The sequence below is a fragment of the Streptomyces sp. NPDC002104 genome (assembly GCF_053593795.1).
In genome coordinates this window covers 1-19,019 of sequence record NZ_JBSFDF010000033.1, presented here as the reverse complement: position 1 = coordinate 19,019, position 19,019 = coordinate 1, and the positions used below count along the sequence as shown (strand labels likewise).

Sequence of the window (19,019 nt, the reverse complement as noted above, 5' to 3'; positions counted from 1 at the left end):
GGATCGGGGGCCGCCACGGGGCCGGCGCGTGGACGGCGCGCGGCCTGCGGGTGGACGGCCGCGCAGGTCAGGCGCGGGGACGGCCCATCGCGCGGTACGTCCAGCCGGCCGCGCGCCACAGGGCCGGGTCGAGGGCGTTGCGCCCGTCGAGGACGAGCCGGTCGGTGACGACCTCGCCGAGGGCGGCGGGGTCCAGGTCGCGGAACTCCCGCCATTCGGTGAGGTGCAGGACGACCTCGGCGCCGCGGGCGGCGTCCAGGGCGGTGTCGGCGTACCCGAGGGTGGGGAAGACGCGGCGGGCGTTGTCCATGCCCTTGGGGTCGTAGACGGTGACCTGGCCGCCCTGGAGGTGGATCTGGCCGGCCACGTTCAGCGCGGGGGAGTCGCGGACGTCGTCGGAGTCGGGCTTGAAGGTGGCGCCGAGGACGGCGACCCGCTTGCCGAGGAAGGAGCCGCCGACGGCGTCGCGGGCCAGCTCGACCATGTGGCCGCGGCGGCGCATGTTGATGGAGTCGACCTCGCGCAGGAAGGTCAGGGCCTGGTCGGCGCCGAGCTCGCCGGCCCGCGCCATGAAGGCGCGGATGTCCTTGGGCAGGCAGCCGCCGCCGAAACCGATGCCGGCGCGCAGGAACTTCTTTCCGATGCGCTCGTCGTGGCCGATGGCCTCGGCCAGCTTCACCACGTCGCCGCCGGCGGCCTCGCAGACCTCGGCCATGGCGTTGATGAAGGAGATCTTCGTGGCGAGGAAGGAGTTGGCCGCGGTCTTGACGAGTTCGGCGGTGGGGAAGTCGGTGACGACCAGCGGGGTGCCCTCGCCCATGGGGGTCGCGTAGACCTCCCGCAGGAGCTTCTCGGCGTGCGCGCCCCGTTCGCCGTCGATCCCGATGACGATCCGGTCCGGGTGCAGGGTGTCCTGGACGGCGAAGCCCTCGCGCAGGAACTCCGGGTTCCAGGCGAGCTCGATCTCCTCGCCGGCCGGGGCGAGCGCGGTCAGCTTCGCGGCGAGGCGCTCGGCGGAGCCCACGGGCACGGTGGACTTGCCGACTACCAGGGCGGGCCGGGTCAGGTGCGGGGCGAGCGATTCCACGGCGGAGTCGACGTAACCCATGTCGCAGGCGTACTCGCCGTGCTTCTGCGGGGTGTTCACGCAGACGAAGTGGACGTCGCCGAAGGCGCCGGCCTCCTCGTAGGAGGTGGTGAAGCGCAGCCGGCCCGTGGAGCCCGGCAGTCCGGCCACGTGCGCGGCCAGCAGTTCCTCCAGCCCCGGCTCGTACATGGGGACGCGGCCGGAGGCCAGCAGGGCGATCTTCTCCGGCACCACGTCCAGTCCGAGCACCTCGAACCCCAGCTCCGCCATCGCGGCGGCGTGCGTGGCGCCGAGGTATCCGGTGCCGATCACAGTGATCTTGAGGGGGGCCATGAGTGCTCCTGGAGGTGCGGGGCCGTGCGCGGCAACCGAGCATAGTCGGGCCGGTGACCGGGGATGCATTCCGGCGTCCGTCACCCGTCCGCCGCCCGCCGGCCATCCCGTGGCCGTCTCCGCGCCGCCCGCACCGGCTCCGCTGTCACGCAACTCACGTGCGACGGCCGTGTCGCGGTCGGCGGGCGGACACTAAGCTTGGGCTACTTAACGGTAGTTAACACCACGCACCACCTGGGGAGTGAGAGATCTTGGCGGGTTCTGCCGACTTCGACCTGTACCGCCCGGCCGAGGAGCACGACATGCTCCGCGAGTCCGTCCGCGCGCTCGCGGAGGCGAAGATCATGCCCTTCGCCGCCGCGGTCGACGAGGAGTCCCGCTTTCCGCAGGAGGCCCTGGACGCCCTCGTCGCCAGCGACCTGCACGCCGTCCACGTGCCCGAGTCCTACGGCGGCGCCGGCGCCGACGCGCTCGCCACCGTGATCGTGATCGAGGAGGTGGCCCGCGTCTGCGCCTCCTCCTCCCTCATCCCGGCGGTCAACAAGCTCGGCTCGCTCCCGGTGATCCTCTCCGGCTCCGAGGAGCTCAAGGCCAAGTACCTCGGCCCGCTGGCCAAGGGCGACGCGATGTTCTCGTACGCCCTCTCCGAGCCCGACGCGGGCTCCGACGCGGCCGGCATGAAGACCCGCGCGGTGCGCGACGGCGACTTCTGGGTGCTCAACGGCGTCAAGCGCTGGATCACCAACGCCGGCGTCTCCGAGTACTACACGGTCATGGCCGTCACCGACCCGGAGAAGCGCTCCAAGGGCATCTCGGCCTTCGTGGTCGAGAAGTCCGACGAGGGCGTCTCCTTCGGCGCCCCGGAGAAGAAGCTCGGCATCAAGGGCTCCCCGACGCGCGAGGTCTACCTCGACAACGTCCGCATCCCGGCCGACCGCATGATCGGCGCCGAGGGCACCGGATTCGCCACCGCGATGAAGACCCTCGACCACACCCGCATCACCATCGCCGCCCAGGCGCTGGGCATCGCCCAGGGCGCCCTGGACTACGCCAAGGGCTACGTCCAGGAGCGCAAGCAGTTCGGCAAGCCGATCGGCGACTTCCAGGGCGTGCAGTTCATGCTCGCGGACATGGCCATGAAGATCGAGGCCGCCCGCCAGCTGACCTACTCGGCCGCGGCCCGCTCGGAGCGCGTCTCCGGCGGCGGCCCGCACGAGGACCTCACCTTCTTCGGCGCCGCGGCCAAGTGCTTCGCCTCCGACGTGGCCATGGAGGTCACCACGGACGCCGTCCAGCTCCTCGGCGGCTACGGCTACACCCGGGACTACCCGGTGGAGCGCATGATGCGCGACGCGAAGATCACCCAGATCTACGAGGGCACCAACCAGGTCCAGCGGATCGTCATGGCCCGCAACCTGCCGTAGCGGCCCGCCCCCCCGCCGGACGCGAGGTCCCCCGATCGACGACCGGGGGACCTCGCGTTTCCCGCGCCCGGGGCGGCAATTTTCCGGCCACGCCGACCCATATGCCACCCAGGGCCCTGGCCTGCGGCGCAGACGGCCGCGCACATCCGGCACCAGCGCCCTGGGGACCCCCCGGATGGGCTAAATTTGGACCTTCGTACGCCGGAACCGGTTGGGGAGAACGCAAATGACCGAAGCGATCCTGCTGGTCGGCGGACAGGGGACGCGGTTGCGCCCCGTCACGGTGAACACGCCGAAGCCGATGGTGCACACGGCAGGTGTTCCCTTCCTCGCCCACCAGATAGCCCGCGCCGCAGCCGCGGGCGTCACGCACATCGTGATGGCGACCTGCTACCTCGCCGAGGTCTTCGAGCCCTACTTCGGGGACGGGTCCGACTTCGGGGTCCACCTGGAGTACGTGGTCGAGGACGAGCCGCTGGGCACCGGCGGCGCCATCCGCAACGCGGCCCGGCTGCTCACCGGCGGCCCGGACTCCTCCGTGCTCGTCTTCAACGGGGACATCCTCACCGGCCTGGACATCGCCGGGCTCGTCGAATCGCACAAGGCGGCCGACGCCGACGTCTCCCTGCACCTGGTCCGGGTCGACGACCCGCGCGCCTTCGGCCTGGTCCCCACGGACGCCCACGGGCGGGTGCTGGCCTTCACGGAGAAGCCGCAGACGCCGGAGGAGATCGTCACCGACCAGATCAACGCCGGCTGCTACGTCTTCCGGCGCAGCGTCATCGACACCATCCCGGCCGGGCGGTCCGTTTCCGTGGAGCGCGAGACCTTCCCCGGGCTGCTCGCCTCCGGGGCCACGCTGCACGGGGTCACCGAGAACACGTACTGGATGGACCTCGGCAAGCCGGAGGCGATCATCCAGGCCTCCGCCGACCTGGTCCGCGGCGTCGTGCCCTCCCCGGCCGTCCCCGGACGCCGCGGCGAGTCCCTCGTCCTGCCCGGCGCCCACGTGGCGGCCGGGGCCAAGCTGTCGGGGGGCACCGTCGTGGGCGCCGGAGCCCGCATCGAGGCGGGCGCGGTGGTCCAGGGCTCCATCGTGCTGGCGGACGCGGTCGTCGGCCCCGACGCGCAGGTGTCCGCGAGCCTGATCGGCGCCGGTGCCTCGGTGGGCGCGCGGACCGTACTGGACGCCGCCGTCATCGGGGACGGAGCCGAGGTGGGGGCCGACAACGAGCTCCGCGCCGGGGCCCGGGTCTGGTGCGGGGCGCGGCTGCCCGACGCGGCGATCCGCTTCTCCTCCGACGCCTGAGCCGACGCCTGAGCCGACGCCTGAGCCGGGGCGGGCGCCCCGCGTGGGGCGCCCGGCTCCGTGACCGGTCCGCGTGACCGGTCCGCGTGATCAGTTCCCGCGGACGGTGACCTTCTCGTCCTTCTGGATCTGCTGCACCAGCTGCTGCACCTTCGCCTTGTCCCAGACGAGGTTGCCGCCGCGCTGGCCGGAGATCGGCATGTTCATGGACACGCCGTCACCGCCGCTGATGCCCTTCATCGCGAAGAACATCGACCCCATGTCCCACAGCCCCATGTCCTTGTCCACGATCAGCGTGTCCAGACCCGCGCCCAGCACCGGGTACAGCGCGAACGGGTTCAGGATCGTCGAGGGGGTCGCCGCCTGGCTCGCCAGCGCCGACAGGAACTTCTGCTGGTTCTTGGTCCGCTGCAGGTCCGACTCGGCGAAGGCGTAGCGGGTCCGTACGTAGGCCAGCGACTGCTCGCCGTTCAGCGTCTGGGTGCCCTCCTTGAAGTCGGCCCCGGACTTCTCGTCCTTGAACCCCTTGTCGATGTTCAGCTCCACCCCGCCCAGCGCGTCCACGATGTTCGCGAAGCCGGCGAAACCGATCTCCGCGTAGTGGTCGATGCGCAGGCCGGTGTTGAACTCCACCGTCCGTACCAGCAGCTCCGGGCCGTCCTGCGCGTACGCCGCGTTCAGCTTGGTGCGCTTGCCCGTGCCCGCGAACTTCTTGCCCGACTCCGAGCCGACGAAGGAGGGGATCTCCACGTCGGAGTCGCGCGGCAGGGAGATCATCGTGTTCCCGCTGGAGCACTTGGCGAGGATCATCATCGAGTCGGTGCGCTTGCCCTCGGCCGAGCCGGTGTGGAGCTTCTTCTTGTCCTCGGCGGACATGCCCTCACGGCTGTCGGAGCCCACGATCAGGTAGGTCGTGCAGTCGCCCTCCTTGGGGCGCTCGATGACCTTGGAGAGGTCGACCTCGCGGCGCACGTTGGAGTCGGCCCAGAAGTAGGTGCCGATGCCCGTCACGAGCAGGCCGGACACCAGCACGATCGAGCCGATCTTGATCCGCTTGCGCCAGTCCGGGGCCGGACCCGCCGGCCGGGCCGGGCCGCCGGGGCCGCCCGCACCGCGCCCGCGCGGGCCGCTGGGCGGCTGGCCGCCGCCGTAGACCTGGCCGGTGTTGTAACCGCTGTCGTAGCTTGCGCCGCCGTCGTACGAGCCGCCCTGCTGCGGAGGCACGTAGGCGGGCCCGGCCGGCGGCTGGGCCGGGCGGCGCGGGGGCTGCCGGGGCTGCGGCGGCTGCTGCGGCTGCCGGGACGCCTGGGGGCCGGGCCGCTGGACGTGCCTCATCCGCTGTGCGCCTTCCGGCTCCGCCTGACCGCTGCCGCGGCCGTACCCGTCATCGCGGCGGCCACGCTGGTCCTGCTCGCCGCTCCACCCGTCCCAGTCACTCATGTGCCCAAGAATGCCTGGCGGGGAGGGCCGCGGAACACCCCCGGCGGCTCTTCGTACCGGTGCTGTTGCACACCTGACACCAGCGAGCCGCACTTAAGCTGTCCCCATGACAGAGATACCGGGCGAGCTGCCGGGAAAGCCGATCTCGGCGTCCCGCACCACCCTGAGCCACATCATGACCGCCAATGACACCAACCTGCTCGGCACGGTGCACGGCGGAGTGATCATGAAGCTGGTGGACGACGCGGCCGGTGCCGTGGCCGGCCGCCACTCCGGCGGCCCGGCGGTCACCGCTTCCATGGACGAGATGGCCTTCCTCGCCCCGGTCCGCGTAGGCGACCTCGTCCACGTCAAGGCCCAGTGCAACTGGACCGGCCGCTCCTCCATGGAGATCGGCGTACGCGTCCTCGCGGAGCGGTGGAACGAGTCCACCCCCGCCACCCAGGTCGGCAGCGCCTACCTCGTCTTCGCCGCGGTCGACGCCGAGGGCAAGCCCCGCCAGGTGCCCCCCGTCCTCCCCGAGACGGAGCGGGACGAGCGGCGCTACCAGGAGGCCCAGATCCGCCGCACCCACCGGCTCGCCCGCCGCCAGGCCATCCGCGACCTGCGGGAGGAGCGGTCCGCGCAGGGGCTGGACGCCGACCTCTAGACGCCGACCTCTGGACGCCGACCTCCGGACGCCGGCCCCCCCAGGGGGAGCGTCCGTGCCCCCGCGTCCGCCCGTGGCCCCGCTGCCGCCCCGCCCCATCCGGAAGGCATCATGAACCGCCGATCGGCCGTGTTCGCATGCATCGCAGGCGTAGCCGGCCTCGCAGGTTTCGCCGCGGCGGTCCCGCTGCTGACGGAGGGCTCCGGAAAGGCGCCCGCCGCCAAGGGCCCGTCGCTCCCGACCGCCCCCTCCCGGGACTCCTCCGACCCGCGAGCGCCCCGCACCCTGCGCGTCATGCCCCTCGGGGCCTCGACGACCGCCGGCGTGGGCAGCTCCGACTTCGGCGGCTACCGGCTGCCGCTGGGGCGGCTGGTCGCGGGCCAGTCGGCGTACCGCATCGACTTCGTGGGGTCCCGCTCCCAGGGCCCCATGGAGGACAACCAGCACGAAGGGCATCCCGGCTACACCGTCGGCCGGATCCGTGCCGGGGTCGACCGCTGGATCGAGGCCGCCGGGCCCGACGTGATCCTGCTGCACATAGGACTGAACGACCTGAACCGCGGCGGCGACCCCGACGGGGCCGCGGACGAGGCCGGGGAACTGGTCGACCGGATCTTCACCCTGCGCCCGGGGATCACCGTCATCATGCAGGGCCTGGTCCCCTCGACCCCCGGCTCGAAGGGCCGGGACATCTCCGGACCCATCGCGGTGTACAACCGGCGCCTCAAGCGGATCGAGACCCGGCAACAGGCCGCGGGCAGGCACTTCCGCTTCGCCAAGGCCCCCTGGCTGACCCCCGCGGACCAGGCGGACGCGTCCACGCCGGCCGAGCTGGCCGACGGTCTGCACCCGAACGGCACCGGGTACGCGAAGGTGGCGGACGCCTTCTTCGAGGCGATGGAGCAGGCTCGCGCGGACGGCTGGTTCCGGATGTGACCGTCCCGGACGCCCCCCGGGGCGAAGGTCGGGCCGGTGCCGGGGACCCTGGTCCAGCGGTTCGGGTCCAAGCGCGGTCTGCTCCTGGCACTCGCCGACCTGTCCCAGAAGGACGCGGAGGAGACGGCCGGCCGGGTGCGCCGCTCCCACGGTTCGGCGCTCGGCGCCCTCGTGGAGCTCACGGTGGAGTCGGTGGCCGTGATGGCCACGCCGGAGAGCTTCGCCCACCACCTGGCGTTCCTCTGCGCCGACCTCGCGGATCCCGAGCTCTACGAGCGCGCGCTGGCCGTGCACCGTACGCACGGGCGGGTCATCGAGGAGCTGCTGACGGAGGCGGCCGGCACGGGCGAGCTCCGCGCCGGAACCGACGCCGCGGCGCTGGCCCGCACCGTACGGGCGGTCACCGCGGGGGCCGGCCTGTCCCGTACGGACCGACCACAGCAGTCCCGAAGAGGTCCGGGCCCTCGTCGACAGGATCGCCGCCGAGCTGCGGCCGCACGGCGTCGCGGCCGTGGCGATCACCCCGGGCTTCCTGCGCTCGGAGGCCCTGCTGGAGCACTTCGGCGTCACCGAGGCCAACTGGCGCGACGCCGCGGCCCAGGACCCCCACTTCGCCCACTCGGAGACCCCGGCCTACCTCGGCCGGGCCGTCGCCGCACTGGCCGCCGACCCCGAGGTCATGGCCAAGACCGGACGGGCCCTGGCCACCTGGGGCCTCTACCGCGAGTACGGCTTCACCGACGCCGACGGCACCCAGCCGGACTTCGCCGCCCACTGGGCCGCGAACCTCCAGGAGGAGTACGGCCCCCTCGGGGACCCGCTGTGAGCCGCCCCGTACGCGGGCCCGCTCAGGAGCCGCCGCAGACCACCTGGTCGCCGGTGACCACACCGAACTCGCCCTGGTACGGGTCCTCCGCGCGCACCGCCACCACCTTGCGGTAGTCGGCGCCCGCGATCACCACCACGGTCCGCCCCTGCCCGCGCACGGCCCGCATCTCGCTGCCGGGCAGCGCGGTGGACACCGTACGGGCCGACCGGTCCCAGCGCGGGTCGTACGTGATCACCGTGCGCTTGACGTCCCGGCTCGCGCCGTTCCCCGGAGCCCGGGTGGTGTCGAAGCCGGTGGCGCGCAGCGCCGAGTCCACCCGGGTGCCCAGCCCGTCGATCCGGGTGCCGTTCTCCACCTGCACCCGGACCTGCCCCGGCGGCACGTCCACCGGCACCGCCGGCTGCCGCTGCACCGGCTTGCCGGCGGCGGGGGCGGGGGCCGCGGGCGGGGCCATCGGCCGGTCCTCGCGCAGCGCCTGGAAGAGCTTCGCGGCCTTCGGCCCGTCCCATTTCACCGTGGAGCCGAGGCCCTTGACCGGGAAGGAGGGGTTGCCGACGGGCACGGAGGCGAACTCCGAGGAGGAGGGGGTGAAATCGCGCATCGCCTGCCCGAGCGCCAGCATCTGCTCGGAGCCGAAGCCCCGGTCGGCCCGGACCGAACCCAGCAGGGTGGAGCTGACCTGCTTGAACTTGACGGGATTGAGCAGCACCCCGCCGCCCGTGGCCTGCTTGATCAGCGCGGCGATGAACCGCTGCTGGCGCTGCATCCGGCCCAGGTCCGAGGCCCCGTCGACATGGCGCGAGCGCACGTACTGCAGGGCCTGGCCGCCGCTGAGCCGGTGGGTGCCGGGGAGCAGGTCGAGGCCGGTGTTGGGGTCCTTCATGGTCTTGGCGGTGCAGATCTCCACGCCGCCCATGGCGTCGACCGTCTTCATGAAGCTGGTGAAGTCGACCTCCAGGTAGTGGTCGATCTTCACGCGCGTCATGCTCTCGACGGTGCGCACGGTCAGCTGGGGCCCGCCCTCGGCGTAGGCGGCGTTCAGCTTCACGGGGTGGGCCCCGTGCGGCTTGCCGCTGGAGCCGTCCACGTGCGCGGGCAGCTCGACGAAGCTGTCGCGGGGGAGGCTGACCACACTGGCCCGGGACCGGTCCGCCGAGAGGTGGACCAGCATGACGGTGTCGGTGCAGTGGCAGGGCGCGCCGCCCAGGCGGTACTCGCGCTTCTCCTCGGCGGTGATCTTGTCGCGGCCGTCGGTTCCGACGAGCAGGAAGTTCAGCCCGTGCCCGGCCTGCGGCCGGTTCTTCATGTCCTTGAAGGGATCCACGCGCTGGATCCCGGTGTCCAGTCCGGTCATCACCGCGTGCCCGAGGGCGCCCGAGCCCAGGACGAGCACCGACAGTCCGGCGGCGAGCCGGACCCCCCAGCGGGGTCTGTCCGCCGGGCGGCCACCGCCCGCCCGGTTTCCGGCCGGTCCGCCGGGCCGCGGCGCGCGCTGCGACGGCCGGGCGGACCGGGCGGGCAGGGCGGGTCGGGTGGGACGGTGCGGCTGGGGCACGGGGGACACCTCGCACGATCGGCGGATTCGTCAGAACAGTAGGTCCATACGATCAGCTGCTGTCCGTACTGCTCATCCGGCGCGCACCCGGTTCCCCCGTACGCGGTAACGTGACACCGATACCCGACCTTGAAGGACCACATGCCCGCCCAGCAGCCCGCAGTCTCGGTGATCATGCCGGTGCTCGACGAGGAGCGCCACCTGCGCGACTCGGTCCACCACATCCTCGGACAGGAGTACGGGGGTGAGATGGAAGTGGTGATCGCCCTCGGGCCGTCCAAGGACCGTACCGACGAGATCGCCGCCGAGCTGGTACGGGAGTCCGCGTCGAACGAACGCGCCCGCGTCCAGACCGTCCCGAACCCCACCGGCCGCACCCCCGCCGCTCTCAACGCGGCCATCCAGGCCTCGCGCCATCCGATCGTGGTGCGCGTGGACGGCCACGGCATGCTCTCCCCCAACTACATCGCCACCGCGGTCCGCCTCCTGGAGGAGACCGGCGCGCAGAACGTCGGCGGCATCATGCACGCCGAGGGCGAGAACGCCTGGGAGGACGCCGTCGCCGCCGCGATGACCTCGCGCATCGGCGTCGGCAACGCCGCCTTCCACACCGGTGGCAAGGCCGGCCCCGCCGACACCGTCTACCTCGGGGTGTTCCGTCGGGAGGCCCTGGAGGCCGCCGGCGGGTACAACGTGGAGTTCATCCGCGCGCAGGACTGGGAACTGAACTACCGCATCCGCGAGGCCGGCGGCCTGATCTGGTTCTCGCCGGAGCTGAAGGTCCAGTACCGGCCGCGCCCCTCGGTGCGGGCGCTCGCCAAGCAGTACAAGGACTACGGGCGCTGGCGCCACGTGGTGGCCCGCTACCACGCGGGCTCCATCAACCTGCGCTACCTCGCCCCGCCGGCCGCCGTCTGCGCGATCGCCGCGGGCCTGGTCGTCGGCGCGGCCGTCACCCCGTGGGCCTTCGTCCTCCCGGCGGGCTACCTCGCGGCGATCACCGCCGGCTCCGTCCCGGCCGGCAAGGGGCTGTCCCTGGGCGCCCGGCTGCGGATCCCCGTCGCCCTGGCGACCATGCACGTGAGCTGGGGCTACGGCTTCCTGACCAGCCCGCGCTCGCTCGCCGCCAAGGTCATCGCGAGCCGCCGCCCGTCGGTGAGCCGGGACCCCGCCGGCCGCTGATCCCGGCACCCGCCCGGAACGCACCCGGAACGCACACGGAGCCCACACGAAAGGGGTGACCCGGTCCTCGTCGGACCGGGTCACCCCTTTCGGTGTCGAGGCCGCCCGGCCTCTCGGCTCAGCTCAGGTCGGCTCGGGTCGGCTCAGGTCGGCTCAGGCCGGCCCGGCTCACCAGCGGTACGGCTTGTAGATGTCCATGCAGCTGGTGTCCGTGGCGTTGAGCGCGTCGGCCGTGTCCGGGACGTCGCCGGCCTGGGGCGGCGCCTGCTGCGGGTAGACGGCGCCCTCGCGCCAGTCCGCGCCCACCAGGACCGTGATCTTCGCGGCCCCGGCCGACTTCTGCACGGAGGTGCCCGGGATCCCGAGCGCCGCGGCGACGCTCTGCGCGTCGGCGGCCTGCGCGTCGGTGGCGTAGCGGACGACCGTGGCCTTCTCCGGGATGAGCGCGCCGTCCGCCTTGGCCAGGGTGAACCCCTTGGCGACCAGGTGGCCCGCCACGGCCGTGGCCCGCTTGGCCACCGGCTGCGCGCCGACGCCCGTGCCGTTGACCACCTGTACGGCGATCTTCGCGGGCACGGAGGCCGGCGGCGCGGAGGACGGCTGCGTGCCCGGCGCGGGGGTCGACGGCGACGCGCTCGCGGCGGGGGCCGGGTCGCCGTTCTTGTCCAGGGCGACGTCCTTGCGGAGGAGGTCCCACACCTTCGGGGCGTCCTTGGGATCGAGGATCAGCCGGTCCTTGTCGCTGGGGGCCTGCAGCACCGGGATCGTGGTCGAGGTGATGCGGTTGATCGGCACGTCCTTGAGCAGCAGGGCGAGGTCGAGGAGCTTCTTGACCGTCCCGATCTCCTCCGACACCTGCAGCGACTTGGTCGCCGCCTCCGCCAGGCCGGTGAGGCGGGGCAGGTCGGTGAAGGCGTTCTGGCTCTTGAGCCCGCGCATCATCGAGTTCATGTACATGTGCTGCGCCTTGGCCCGGCCCATGTCACTGCCGAAGGAGTGCCGGGTACGCAGCCACTGGAGCGCCTGCTGGCCCTGGATCCTGGTGGTGCCGGCCTTCAGCTTGAGGCCGGAACCGCCTTCGCCCGACCCCGGCTCCGACTGGTCGAAGACGTTCTGGTTGACGCAGACGTCGACGCCGCCGATCGCGTCGGCCATGCTCACGACCCCGACGAAGTCGATCGTCATCCAGTGGTCGATGTAGACGTTGGCCATCTTCTCCCAGGTGGCCAGGGTGCAGCCCGCGCCCCCGTTCGCGAAGCTCTCGTTGATCATCATCTTGGCCGCCTTGTGCTTCTTGCCCGTCTCGGGGTCGGTGCACTCCGGGACGTCCACGAGCGTGTCGCGCGGAACGGAAGTCACCGAGGCGTTCTTCCGGTCGGCCGATATGTGGATCAGCATCTGCACGTCGGCCCGGGCGGGGTCGCCGATGTTGTCCCAGCCGCCGCCGAGCTTCGCGTTCTCCTCGTCGCGGACGTCGGAGCCGAGCATCAGGATGTTGATCGGGCGCCGGCCCGATGCGTCGGCCTCGCTGCGGGCCACCCCGCTGTCGCCGCTCAGACGCTGGCCGCTGCGGATGTTGCCGTTGAGGTGGCGGTAGTAGAGGTAACCGGCCGCCGCCGTCCCGAGTATGAGCAGCGCGACGACGGAGGCCGCCCAGCGCAGTGCGCGGCGCCGTCCCCGCCGGGTCGGCCGATTGCCGCCGCCCGCGCCCGCGCCTCTGCGGGAGCCGGACCTCGGCGTGGGTACGGCACTGCTGGCCGTCGGACGGGTGCCGGGGCCGGATATGCCGTCGCCGGCCCGGCCCGGCGCCCCCTCCCCTTGCACGCTGCTGTGCCTCACGCGTCCCCCATCACGATCACTCTGTGTCGGTATTGTGCCGGTCCGACGGATTCCGGCCCGTCATTTCGTGACCGTGGAGAGCCGGTCGGCCCCCCTGTCGGTCACTTCGCGCAGACGGACTTGTCCGCCTCCACCCGCTGGACGCCCTCGGGCGCCTGCTGCGGCGCCGTCAGGGAGACCCCCGCCCCCTTGAAATCCGCACCGAGCGTCAGCTTCATCGGCGTCCTGGGCGCGGCGTCGGCCGTGCCCGCCTTCAACGCCGTCGCCGGCAGCCCCATCATGTCCGCCAACGCCCGCGCCTGGTCCGCCTGGTTGGGCGCGTACTCCAGCTGCGTGGCCGCCACCTTGGCGGGCGCGTTGCCCAGGTTGCTGGACTTGAGCACCCCCTTGGTGTTCTGCAGCCAGGTCAGCGTGCCGGACGCGGATCCGGCCGGGCCGCCGCCGTTGTAGACGTCCACCCGCACGTCCTTGGCCGCCGCGCGGGGGCCCTGCATCAGGGCGTCCAGCTTGGCCTTCGCGTCGGCGTTCGCCGCGTCCTTCGCGGCCTGTTCCTTCTTCTCGACCTCGGTCAGCGAGACGTCGCCGCGGATCATCTGGAGCAGGGGCTCCGCCTGTGCCTGCTTGACCACCACGGTGGCCTTGGCGCCGGCCGGCTCCGCCGGATTGTCGATGACCGGGAGGGTGGTGAAGGTGATGTTCTTGAGATCGATCCCCTTCAACTCGCCCGCGAGATCGGTGAGTTTGGCGATCGACCCTATGCCCGAGTCCACGCTCAGCGACTTGGTGGCCGCCTCGGCGAGGGAGAGGAACTTCTGCGGACTGGTCAGCGTCTCCTTCGACTTCATCTCCCGCATCATCGAACCCAGGAACTGCTGCTGGGTCTTGATGCGGTCGAGGTCGCTGCGCTGGCCGAAGGCGTGCCGGGTCCGTACGAAGGCCAGCGCCTGCTCGCCCTGCAGCCGGTGCTCGCCCGCCGTCAGCTTGAGCTTGGAGTCCTTGTCGTTCACGTCCTTCGCCACGCAGACCGGTACGCCGCCGACCGCCGTGCTCAGGTTCTTCACCGCGTTGAAGTCGGCCATCATGAAGTGGTCGACCTGGATCCCGGTGAGCTCCTTGACCGTGCGCATCGTGCAGCCCGGGTCCCGCCCGGCCTGCCCCAGGCTGGTGTTGAAGCGGGCCCCCCGCTCGCCGGGGATGTCCTTCGTCGAGCCGTCCGGCTGCTTCGTGGGGCAGGTCGGCACATCGGTGATCAGGTCGCGCGGGATGGACAGCGCGGTGGCGTTGGAGCGGTCCTTCGCGACGTGGAAGAGGATCGTGGTGTCGGCGTGCCCGACGCTGCCGGCGTCCCCGTACCCCTCGTTGCCCGCACCGCTGCGCTTGTCCGTGCCGATGACGAGGATGTTGATCGGCTGGTCCTTCTTGAACCCGCCGCTCGTACCGGCGTCGCCGATGTCGGTGACGTTGAGGTTGCCGTTCAGGTGGTCGTAGTAGAGGTAGCCCGCGATCGACCCGCCGACCAGCAGGAACGCCAGCGTTCCGCCGGTGGCGACCAGGATCTTCTTGCGCCGCCCGCCGCCGCCTCCGCCCTTGCGGGGGCGCGAGCCGCGCCGGCCGCCGCCGGGCGGGGCGTCACCGCGGCGCGGCCCGGGAACCGCGGGGGAGGCGGGGGATCCGGGCGAAGCGGGGGAGCCGGGGGAGCCGGGAGCTCTGCGCGGCGTCGCGCCGGGCGCGCGCCGCTGCGAGGGCGCTTGCGCAGCGGATTGCTCCAGTCGCAGCTCGTAGTTGCCGGTGCGGGGGTTCAGCACCCACTGGTCTGCGGGGTCGATCTCGTCGGCCCGTCCACGGCTTTGCGCATCCACGGTTTGCTCGAATCCTCCGTCGGTGCTTCGCGACGCGCCTCCCCCAGGCGCACGGTCAACGATCCGGCTGCTGGCGCACGGCCTCTGTGCTGGCCGCCCGCCGGATCGCTCACCTTATCCGGACAGGTTCGCCGCAAACCATGCTGGTGATGAATTCCACGCACTTACAACGGGGCAATCTCCCCAACAAGCTCGGCCCCGGCACCGGCTTTTGGGATTGCTTTACCGGCAGTCGGCGACTCCGGCCGTCGTCCCGGTGAAGGTGGGGACGGGCGCGGAGGGTTCAGCGGTTCCCGGCCGGTCCCCGCTGCCGTTCGCGGCACCGTTCTCGTTGTCCTCCTCGGCCGCCGCCTCCTCCCGCTGCCCGTCGTCCGGCCGGGAGACCGGCGCGGGCGAGGCCGTGGCCGCGGGCGGGGCGATGGTGAGCGGCTGGTCCGAGCGCAGCCGCTGGAAGAGCTGCGTCGCGTCCGGTTCCCGCAGCTCGTCCCGGTTGCGGTTGGCCGCGTACGGCCGGCGCGGCACCGTGAGGAACTTGATCTGCTCGGTCGGGATGTCGCGCACCCCCCGGACGAGCTCGTACAGCCCGCGCAGCGAGGCCAGCCCCGGGTCGGTGGTCACCGAGGAGGTCGCCGCGTCCAGCAGCGGGTACAGCCGGGCCGGATTGAGCAGCACCCCGTTGCTCTGCACCTTCTTGACGAGCGAGCCGAGGAACGCCTGCTGGCGCTCCATCCGCTCGGTGTCGCTGCCGTTGCCCAGGCTGTGGCGCGCCCGTACGAAGCCCAGCGCCTGCTCGCCCTGCAGGGTCTGGCGGCCCGCGGGCAGCTTCAGCTTGGCCTCGGTGTCGTTGACCGGCCGCTGCAGGCACACCTCCACCCCGCCGATGGCGTCCACCATCTTCTTGAAGCCGCTGAAGTCCAGCACCATGTGGTGATCGACCCGGATCCCGGTCATCGCCTCGACCGTACGGACCGTGCAGGCGGTGCCGCCCCACTCGAAGGCCCAGTTGAACTGGGCGAACTGCTCGCTGGTGCGGGTGCCGTCCGACTTCAGGCAGGCGGGTATCTCCGTCATCAGGTCCCGCGGTATCGACACCGCCGTCGCGCTCTTCCGGTCCGCCGGCAGGTGCAGCAGGATCGTGGTGTCGGAGCGCTGCGTGCCCTTGTCCTGCCCGTACCGCGCGTTGCCCGCGCCGGTGCGCGAGTCCGAGCCGATCAGCAGGATGTTCTGCGCGCCGCCCGCCAGGTGGACCGGGCGCTCCTTGTCGTAGCGCCGCAGCTCGGCGGCGGCGGAGGTGTCCTCGGAGATGTTCCCGTCGAGGACGGAGTAGATCCACCAGCCCGTGCCCGCCCCGGCGACGACCAGCAGGCCGGTCCCGAGCCCGATCCAGCGCAGCAGCCGGCGCCGCCTGCGGCCGTTCGGAGGCTGGTCGCCTCCGGCCGCATCGGTGCCGCCCGGTATGCCCGCGCTGTCCGTCACTCGCGTTCCGTCCCCTCACCCGAACCGGTACGGGCCGTACGGGTGAGTACGGCCTGTGCCGATCCTGCCCCCGGGGCACCGATGCGGCCCGGGGGCACGGCCGTGTACAGGGCCATGTGGGTGACAAATCGCCCGGATCCGGCATTGGGCGGTGTGGGTGACGCCCCGGCCGGCCCGGGTCAGACCGTGTGCGTGACCCGCTCGCTCTCGATCCGCTGCGCCAGGGCCGCCTCCGAGAGCCCCCCGGCATTGCGGCACAGCACCACGGAGCCGCCCGTGGCCAGGGCCGCGTACAGCCCGGCCGAGAGCCCCTCCCAGCTGTCGTAGCCCTGCCGGGACAGCACCCGGGCCCCCTCGCCGAGGCCGAGCTTCCCCGCGTCCTCGCGGGCCCGCTCGCAGATCCGGGCGTACGAGAGCTCCTCGCCGCCGACCACCAGGCCCGGGCCGTCCGCGTCCACGGGCTGGAAGGGCGCGAACCGGTCGCCCTGCCCCGGCACCTCGACCGCGTAGTCGGCGAACCCGGCCGGCGGCTGCGGGAAGCGCCCGCCCAGCGGCCGCAGCGCGAGCGCCACCCGCTCGCCGGAGCACGCGGCGGCCTCCTCCAGCGTGTCCGGGCCGCTCACCACGAGATCGGCGCCGCCCGGATCCCCGCCCACCTCCACCACGACCCCGACCGAGGCACAGGCGAGCAGCCACACGGCGCTCTGCCAGTGCGAGGGGAGCAGCAGCGCGAGCCGGTCACCGGGCTCGGCGCCCAGGTCGCCCTGGAGCAGATTGGCGGTCTTGGCCACCCAATTGGCGAAGGTGGCGACGGACAATTCGACGCGCTCGCCCGTGGCGTCGTCGTAGAAGGTCACGAGCGGGCGGCCGGGATCGGCGGCCAGCGCGGATCGCAGCAGGTCGGCAGGGGTGCGGTCAGTGGCGTTCACGGACCAGAGCCTACGCGGGCGCCCCGCGGCCCTCCTCCGTACGGCCGCAGCACGATCCCCCGTACGGAGGAGGGGTATCGGTGCCGCGACCGGACGGTACGTCAGTTCTCGGATGGCGCGGGCCCGCCGCAGTCCCCAGCATCCTTTCCATGCGTGCATTCCTTGCTTCCTCGATCGGCGTCGCGACGGCTGCCGCACTGGCCCTGCCGCTCGCGCTCCCCTCCACGGCCCTCGCACACCCGGCAGCGACGCGGCCATCGGCCGGGGCGGGGCAGGCGGCCCCCGTGACCCCGTCGGCCCCCGCGGCCCCGTCGGCCCCCGTGACCCCCGCCGGATCCACCCAGTCCCTGCCGCTCGCCCCCGTGGGACCCGCGTCGGCGGACCGCGCTCCCGGGGTCCCCGGCATGAGCACCTCGCCCCGGCTGCCCGAGACGCAGGGCCTGGCCGCGCGCGACGTCAAGACCTTCTCCCTGGTCGGCGTCGTCTGGGACGACGCGAGCACCCGGCTCGACGGCCGCGTCCAGGTCCGCACCCGCTCCGTGACCACCTCGGCCTGGTCCGACTGGCAGGACGTCGAAACCCACAACGGCGAACACGCCGCCGACCCCGGCACGGCGGAACGGGGCACCGGCCGGGTCCGCGGCAGCACCGCCCCCCTGTGGGTCGGACAGTCCGACGGCATCGAGGTCCGCGTCCAGGCGGAACACGGCAGCCGCGAGGCCGGCAGCGGGCTCCCGTCGGGCCTGCGCATCGAACTGGTGGACCCGGGGGACTCCTCCCGCATCCCCTCCGACGCGAAGAACGGCACCGCGGAACCCGCACCCGCCACCGACGACGACGACAAGGGCGAACTGGCCCTCCTCCCCGGCATGACGATGGAGATGGCGGAGTCCTCCTCCGCCAACGTCCCGATGGCCCCCCTCGGAGCCCAGGAGATCCCCGCCCTCAACAAGGCCGACTCCACCGCCGACGCGGTCCTCGCGGACGAGGCGCTCGCGGCCGCCCCGTACATCGGCCCGCGCCCGAAGATCGTCACCCGGCTGGGCTGGGGCGCGGACGAGAGCCTGCGCGAGAAGGGCTTCGTCTACACGAACACGGTCAAGGCCGCCTTCGTCCACCACACCGCCTCCGGCAACAACTACGCCTGCAAGGACGCCCCGGCGGTCCTGCGCAGCCTCTACCGCTACCACGTGGTCAGCAGCGGCTGGCGCGACATCGGCTACAACTTCGCCGTCGACAAGTGCGGCACCGTCTACGAGGGCCGGGCGGGCGGAGTCGCCAAGGCGGTGCTCGGCGCGCACACCATGGGCTTCAACACGGACAGCATGGGCGTCGCGGTCATCGGCACCTTCACCTCCACGGCCGCCCCCAAGGCGGCGGTCGACGCGGTGGCCCGCCTCACGGCCTGGAAGCTCGGCCTCTTCGGAGCCGACCCCCGGGCGAAGACCACCCTGCGCTCGGGCGGCGGCAACCTCTACGCGAAGGGCAGCAACGTCCGCCTGAACGTCATCTCGGGCCACCGCGACGGCTTCGCCACGGAATGCCCCGGCCGCAACCTCTACAACGCCCTCCCCCCCACCCGAACCGCCTCGGCCAAACTCCAGGGCCGCCCCTGAAACACCACACCCCTCCTTGACGCGCCACACCCTCCTTGACGCGCCGCACCCTCCTTGACGCGCCACTCGCACCGCTGCGCGGGCTTCGTGTCGCTGCGCCGGACTCCGTCCGGCGGTGGTGGGTCGGCGGGGCCCGCCACGGCCGCCTGATCCTGGTGCGGGTGGGCGGGTGCGGGTGGGCCGGCCCTGCGGGGCAAGGTCCCCTACCCACCCTTCGCCCGTTCCCCGGGCTCCGCCCGGACCCGGTCCTCAAACGCCGGACGGGCTGAAGGGGTCCCGGGCTGCGCCCGGACCCCCTGGGGCTCCGCCCCGGACCCCTTGCCGCGCGCGGCGCCGTTCCCCGGCGCGTTGCCTCGTACCCGGTCCCTGCGGGGCCCCGCGCCCAAGGGGCGACGGGGGTGGAGCGGCCCTCCGGGCCGTCCAGCCCGCGCCGCGGACACGTGCGAGCCGACGCCGGCCACATCCAGCCTCGCCGGCGTTTGAGGCGCGGGGTCTGGGGCGGAGCCCCAGGGGGTCCGGGGGCAGCCCGGTACCCCACCCCCCCCCCTCCCGCGGG

The 19,019-nt window shown here is 72.7% G+C and carries 13 protein-coding genes and 1 pseudogene; 7 read left to right on the top strand and 7 right to left on the bottom strand.

The features are described from left to right. Positions 1-67 precede the first annotated feature (67 nt). Complete coding sequence (locus ACWCP2_RS25285; protein WP_450910861.1) at positions 68-1,420, bottom strand: UDP-glucose dehydrogenase family protein; 1,353 nt, start codon at positions 1,418-1,420, stop codon at positions 68-70. Positions 1,421-1,671: 251 nt separating this feature from the next. Between ACWCP2_RS25285 and ACWCP2_RS25280 the strand changes: the two genes are divergently transcribed. Further along, positions 1,672-2,844 carry an acyl-CoA dehydrogenase family protein gene (locus tag ACWCP2_RS25280; protein WP_254387593.1) on the top strand — a complete coding sequence of 391 codons (1,173 nt, stop codon included), beginning with the start codon at positions 1,672-1,674 and terminating at the stop codon, positions 2,842-2,844. A gap of 226 nt (positions 2,845-3,070) precedes the next feature. Beyond that, positions 3,071-4,153, top strand: coding sequence for a sugar phosphate nucleotidyltransferase (locus ACWCP2_RS25275; protein WP_450910860.1), 1,083 nt, complete (start codon positions 3,071-3,073; stop codon positions 4,151-4,153). Positions 4,154-4,243: 90 nt separating this feature from the next. On the opposite strand, the gene ACWCP2_RS25270 is transcribed toward ACWCP2_RS25275, so the two are convergent. Next, entirely contained in the window at positions 4,244-5,593 is a 1,350-nt protein-coding gene (locus ACWCP2_RS25270; protein WP_450910859.1) for an LCP family protein, read from the bottom strand. A 106-nt stretch (positions 5,594-5,699) separates the two neighbouring features. Here ACWCP2_RS25270 and ACWCP2_RS25265 point away from each other — a divergent pair, with 106 nt between their 5' ends. The 3 genes and pseudogenes from ACWCP2_RS25265 to ACWCP2_RS25255 form a co-directional block, all read left to right on the top strand. Beyond that, positions 5,700-6,242, top strand: a complete 543-nt coding sequence (locus ACWCP2_RS25265) for an acyl-CoA thioesterase (protein WP_450910858.1) — start codon at positions 5,700-5,702, stop codon at positions 6,240-6,242. 111 nt (positions 6,243-6,353) lie between these two features. Beyond that, the gene (locus ACWCP2_RS25260) at positions 6,354-7,178 is read left to right on the top strand and encodes an SGNH/GDSL hydrolase family protein (protein WP_450910857.1); all 825 of its coding nucleotides are present in this window, start codon (positions 6,354-6,356) and stop codon (positions 7,176-7,178) included. Between the two features lie 475 nt (positions 7,179-7,653). Next, positions 7,654-8,004 (top strand): annotated as a pseudogene (locus ACWCP2_RS25255) (short-chain dehydrogenase); the annotation flags it as partial. Between the two features lie 22 nt (positions 8,005-8,026). On the opposite strand, the gene ACWCP2_RS25250 reads toward ACWCP2_RS25255, so the two are convergent. Then, on the bottom strand, positions 8,027-9,562 hold the full coding sequence (locus ACWCP2_RS25250) for an LCP family protein (protein WP_450910856.1): 1,536 nt from the start codon (positions 9,560-9,562) through the stop codon (positions 8,027-8,029). Positions 9,563-9,703: 141 nt separating this feature from the next. Between ACWCP2_RS25250 and ACWCP2_RS25245 the strand changes: the two genes are divergently transcribed. Beyond that, complete coding sequence (locus ACWCP2_RS25245; protein ID WP_450910855.1) at positions 9,704-10,744, top strand: glycosyltransferase family 2 protein; 1,041 nt, start codon at positions 9,704-9,706, stop codon at positions 10,742-10,744. Between the two features lie 168 nt (positions 10,745-10,912). Here ACWCP2_RS25245 and ACWCP2_RS25240 read toward each other — a convergent pair whose 3' ends face one another. The 4 genes from ACWCP2_RS25240 to ACWCP2_RS25225 form a co-directional block, all read right to left on the bottom strand. Continuing rightward, positions 10,913-12,583, bottom strand: a complete 1,671-nt coding sequence (locus ACWCP2_RS25240; protein WP_450910854.1) for an LCP family protein — start codon at positions 12,581-12,583, stop codon at positions 10,913-10,915. Positions 12,584-12,684: 101 nt separating this feature from the next. Further along, positions 12,685-14,442 (bottom strand): LCP family glycopolymer transferase, encoded by a 1,758-nt coding sequence (locus ACWCP2_RS25235; RefSeq protein WP_450910853.1) that lies wholly within the window; start codon positions 14,440-14,442, stop codon positions 12,685-12,687. A gap of 222 nt (positions 14,443-14,664) precedes the next feature. After that, positions 14,665-15,918 (bottom strand): LCP family protein, encoded by a 1,254-nt coding sequence (locus ACWCP2_RS25230; protein ID WP_450910852.1) that lies wholly within the window; start codon positions 15,916-15,918, stop codon positions 14,665-14,667. Positions 15,919-16,097: 179 nt separating this feature from the next. Beyond that, positions 16,098-16,847 (bottom strand): TIGR03089 family protein, encoded by a 750-nt coding sequence (locus tag ACWCP2_RS25225; RefSeq protein WP_450910851.1) that lies wholly within the window; start codon positions 16,845-16,847, stop codon positions 16,098-16,100. Between the two features lie 149 nt (positions 16,848-16,996). Between ACWCP2_RS25225 and ACWCP2_RS25220 the strand changes: the two genes are divergently transcribed. After that, positions 16,997-18,463, top strand: a complete 1,467-nt coding sequence (locus ACWCP2_RS25220) for a peptidoglycan recognition protein family protein (RefSeq protein WP_450910850.1) — start codon at positions 16,997-16,999, stop codon at positions 18,461-18,463. Positions 18,464-19,019 lie beyond the last annotated feature (556 nt).

What these genes read in the sequence shown, in the direction of transcription:
- ACWCP2_RS25285 (WP_450910861.1), bottom strand. Translation starts at nt 1,420, where the DNA reads ATGGCCCCCCTCAAGATCACTGTGATCGGCACCGGATACCTCGGCGCC.
- ACWCP2_RS25275 (WP_450910860.1), top strand. Translation starts at nt 3,071, where the DNA reads ATGACCGAAGCGATCCTGCTGGTCGGCGGACAGGGGACGCGGTTGCGC.
- ACWCP2_RS25270 (WP_450910859.1), bottom strand. Translation starts at nt 5,593, where the DNA reads ATGAGTGACTGGGACGGGTGGAGCGGCGAGCAGGACCAGCGTGGCCGC.
- ACWCP2_RS25265 (WP_450910858.1), top strand. Translation starts at nt 5,700, where the DNA reads ATGACAGAGATACCGGGCGAGCTGCCGGGAAAGCCGATCTCGGCGTCC.
- ACWCP2_RS25260 (WP_450910857.1), top strand. Translation starts at nt 6,354, where the DNA reads ATGAACCGCCGATCGGCCGTGTTCGCATGCATCGCAGGCGTAGCCGGC.
- ACWCP2_RS25245 (WP_450910855.1), top strand. Translation starts at nt 9,704, where the DNA reads ATGCCCGCCCAGCAGCCCGCAGTCTCGGTGATCATGCCGGTGCTCGAC.
- ACWCP2_RS25220 (WP_450910850.1), top strand. Translation starts at nt 16,997, where the DNA reads ATGCGTGCATTCCTTGCTTCCTCGATCGGCGTCGCGACGGCTGCCGCA.